This window comes from Streptomyces sp. H39-C1, from assembly GCF_027158125.1.
In the GTDB taxonomy this organism is placed as follows: Bacteria; Actinomycetota; Actinomycetes; order Streptomycetales; family Streptomycetaceae; genus Actinacidiphila; species Actinacidiphila fildesensis.
On record NZ_JAPVLS010000204.1, the window covers coordinates 1 to 4,049 of the forward strand.

The window sequence follows — 4,049 nt, forward strand, 5'->3', positions numbered from 1 at the left end:
CCAGGAGGACCACGCTGCCGGGCAGCGCGGTCCTCCTGGAGGGCCGGGACGTTCCGTCGCAGGGAGTGCGGATCACCGTTCGTCCCAACGGGACCGTCCTGCTCAACACCCATCAGGCCGAGGGCGTCGCGCTGTCCGCGCCCGAGCCGCCGCCGGCCCGGCCGCGCGCCGACGCGATCCCGCTGCCGCCCGCCCCCGCCCCGGAACTGCCCGATCCGTACGCCGACGCCCATGAGCCGCTGCCACGCGGCTGGCAGGAGTGGCCGCTCGGCGGTGAACTGGTGCTGGGCGAATTCCTGCTGCGGGTGGCGGAACCCACCGAGGCGGACGCGGCCGTCACCGTCTCCGCCGACGGCGCGTTCCTCGACTTCAACCGGCCGCCGCGGATCATTCCGCCGCTGCTGCCGGAACGCTTCGTCCTGCCGTCGCCGCCGAGCCCGCCCACCAAGCGCCCGGTGCCGCTGCTGGTGGTGTTCGCGCCGCTCCTCCTCGGCGTCGGCATGGTCACCATCCTCCATTCGTACTTCTACCTGATGTTCGCGGTCTTCAGCCCGGTCCTGGCCATCGGCAACTGGATGAGCGGCCGCAAGAGCGGACGCCGGGAGTACACCGACGGCGTCGCCAGCTACCGCGCCCGGCGCGCCTCCCTGGAACAGGACATCCAGCAGAAGGTCGACCGGGAACGGCGGTTGCGGGTGGCGGGCGGGCCCGACCCGGCCGACGCCGGACTGTGGGCGGTCGGCCCCGGCGCCCGCCTGTGGGAGCGCCGCCGCGGTCACCCGGACCATCTCGTACTGCGGGTCGGAACGGTCAACCAGTCCTCGCTGCTCACTGTCGAGGACACCTCCCGCGAGGACAACCACCGCTCCGTCAACTGGCGGATCCCCGACATGCCGGTCGGCGTCGACCTGGCCGGTGACGGTGTGCTCGGCATCGCCGGCGAGCGCGACGCGGCCCGCGCGCTCGCCCGCTGGGCCGTGGCCCAGGCGGCGATCCTGCACAGCCCCCGCGATGTGCGGATCACCGTCCTCACCGATACGGCGGGAGCCCCGGCCTGGGAATGGGTGCGCTGGCTGCCGCACGCCCGGCCCGGCCGTGGCGGTGTCTCCGCGGAGAACTCCGGCGGTCCGGCCGTCACCCTCGGCAACGACCCGGAGACCGTCGCCAACCGCGTCTCGGAACTGGTCTCGGCCGTCCGCGCCCGGATGCGCGCCCGCAACTCCGCGATGAGCGGGGCGCTGCTCAGCGAACCGGACCTCGTGGTGGTGCTCGACGGGGCGCGGCGGCTGCGTGACGTGCCCGGTGTCGTGCAGGTGCTGAAGGAGGGCCCGGCCGTCCGGGTCTTCCTGATCTGCATCGACCAGGAGGAGCGCATGCTCCCCGAGGAGTGCGTCTCGGTCTGCGTCGTCAACGCCCGGGACGTGACGCTGCGCCGCACCGGCAGCGCCGACCTCACCGAGATCCGCCCGGACCTGGTCGACACCGACTGGTGCGAGCGGATCGGCCGGGCCCTCGCGCCCGTCCGTGACGTCACTCCTGACGGCTCCGACGGTCTGCCGGACCGGGTCGGGCTGCTCGGACTGCTGGAGCTGGAGCCGCCGCGCGGCGAGGAACTGGCCCGCAGGTGGTCCAACCGGCCGGCCTCCACCGCGGCGCTGCTGGGCGTCGGCTACACCGGTCCCGTCACCTTCGACCTGGTCAAGGACGGCCCGCACGGGCTGGTCGCCGGTACCACCGGCGCCGGCAAGTCCGAGCTGCTGCAGACGCTGGTCGCCTCGCTCGCCGCCGTGAACCGGCCCGACGAGATGACGTTCGTGCTCGTCGACTACAAGGGCGGCAGCGCGTTCCAGGACTGCGTGCGACTGCCGCACGTCCTGGGCATGGTCACCGACCTCGACAGCCACCTGGTGGAGCGCGCCCTGGCGTCCCTCGGCGCGGAACTCACCCGGCGTGAGCGGATCCTGGCCAATGTGGGCGCCAAAGACCATATCGAGTACCGCGCCATGCGGCGGCGCGATCCGTCGCTGGCCGCGCTGCCCCGGCTGCTGCTGATCATCGACGAGTTCGCCACGCTGGCCCGGGACGTCCAGGAGTTCATCCCCGGCCTGGTCTCCATCGCCCAGCGCGGCCGCTCCCTCGGCCTGCACCTGATCCTGGCCACGCAGCGGCCCGCCGGCGTCGTCACCGCCGACATCCGCGCCAACACCAACCTGCGGATCTCGCTGCGTGTCACCGACAGCATGGACAGCATGGATGTTCTGGAGGTCAACGACGCGGTGACCATCTCCGCCGCGACTCCGGGCCGCGCCCTGGCCCGGATCGGACACCGTTCCGTCCTGCCGTTCCAGACGGCCTTCGTCGGAGCGCCCCGCGCGGGGAAGAGCGCCGAGGGCGAGCTGCCGCGTCCGGACGCGGCAGCCGGTACCGGGGTCGAAGCCCGACCGACGGCTGAGCCTCCCGTCTGGACCAGCGAGGTCAACTGGTCGCTGCTGGGCCGCACGGCCGCCGAGCCCGGCCCCGAGCACGCCTCGGACGCCGACGCCCCGGACCACTCGGACGACCCCGACGCCCCGACCGATCTGACGGCGCTGGTCGAAGCGATCCGGGAGGCGGCGGAGGAACTGGACGTGCCGCACCAGCCCAGCCCGTGGCTGCCGGCGCTCGAGCACGCCGTCTCGCTGCACGACCTGCCCGACCGGCCGGACCTGCCGAACGGCCGGCTGGCCGCGGTCCCCTGGGCGCTCGCCGACCTGCCGGGCATCCAGCGACAGGAGCCCCTGGAGCTGGACTTCTCCCAGTTCGGGCACTTGTACATCATCGGCACCCCGCGGTCGGGGCGCTCCCAGGCGCTGCGGACGATCGGCGGCGCGCTGGCCCGCCGGCACTCCTCGGCGGACGTGCACCTGTACGGGATCGACGCGGCGGGCGGCGCGCTCGCGGCGCTCAGCGCGCTGCCGCACTGCGGTGCCGTCGTCCCCCGGGCCGACCTGGAACGCCTCAACCGCCTGCTGGCCCGCCTCCTCGGGGAGATGGGCCGCCGTCAGGAGCTGCTGACCCAGCACGGCGTGGCCAACCTCGCCGAACTGCGCACCCTGCTGCCGGCGGCCGAGCGGCCCGCCCACCTGGTGGTCCTGATCGACGGCTGGGACTCGTTGACCGCCCTGCTCGGCGACCACGACGGCGGCCGGCCCGTCCAGGAGCTCACCGCGCTGATCCGCGAGGGCGCGCCGATGGGCGTGCACGTGATCGCCACCTCGGAACGCGCCCTGCTGTCCGGCAAGGTCGCCTCGCTCAACGACGAGCGGCTGCTGCTGCGGCTCACCGACCGCAGCGAGTACATGCTGGCGGGTATCCCGGCGAAGCTGATCCCGGCCGTGGTCCCGCCGGGGCGCGGCTGGCGCGGCGGCAGCGCCGCGGAGGTGCAGGTGGCGCTGCTCGGCGAGGTGTCGGGCGGCGTGCCCACCGGCCGCGACCAGGCGGAGGCGCTGCAGCGCATCGGCGCCGAGGCGACGCGCCGCGACCGGGACGTCCCGGCCGCCCGGCGCCCGGCCCGGGTGATGACGCTGCCGAAGCAGGTGACGTTCACCGATGCCTACGCGAAGGTGCCGGCGGCCCAGCGGCGTCCCCTGTGGGGGCTGTTGGGCATCGGCGGCGACGATCTGGAGCCGGTGGGTGTGGACTTCGCGGCGGACTCGCCGTCGTTCCTCATCAGCGGTCCTCCCGGGGCGGGCCGTTCCACCGCGCTGGCCAGTCTCGCGGTCTCGCTGCTGGCCGGCGGGACCCGGGTGGTGGCGATCACCCCGCGCGAGTCGCCGCTGCGCGGGCTGCGCAGGCACCCGCAGGCCGTCGTGCTGGAGTCGCCCGACCCGATGGCCGACGAGGTCCGCGAGGCGCTGGAGTCCGGGACCGGGCCCGCGGTCGTGCTGGTGGACGACGCGGACCTGCTCGCCCAGATGCCGGCCGCCGACTCGGGGCTCCGTGACATCGCGGCCACCGGACGCGACCGCGGCTACGGGCTGGCGGTCGCCGCCACCGCGGAGACCCTCACC

General features: G+C 74.5%; 1 protein-coding gene. It reads left to right on the forward strand.

Going from position 1 to position 4,049, the window contains the following annotated elements; all coding sequences use genetic code 11:
• Positions 1-4,049, forward strand: a 4,049-nt coding sequence (locus tag O3W51_RS47430) for an ATP-binding protein (RefSeq protein WP_269290261.1), incomplete at both ends; no start/stop codon positions are given.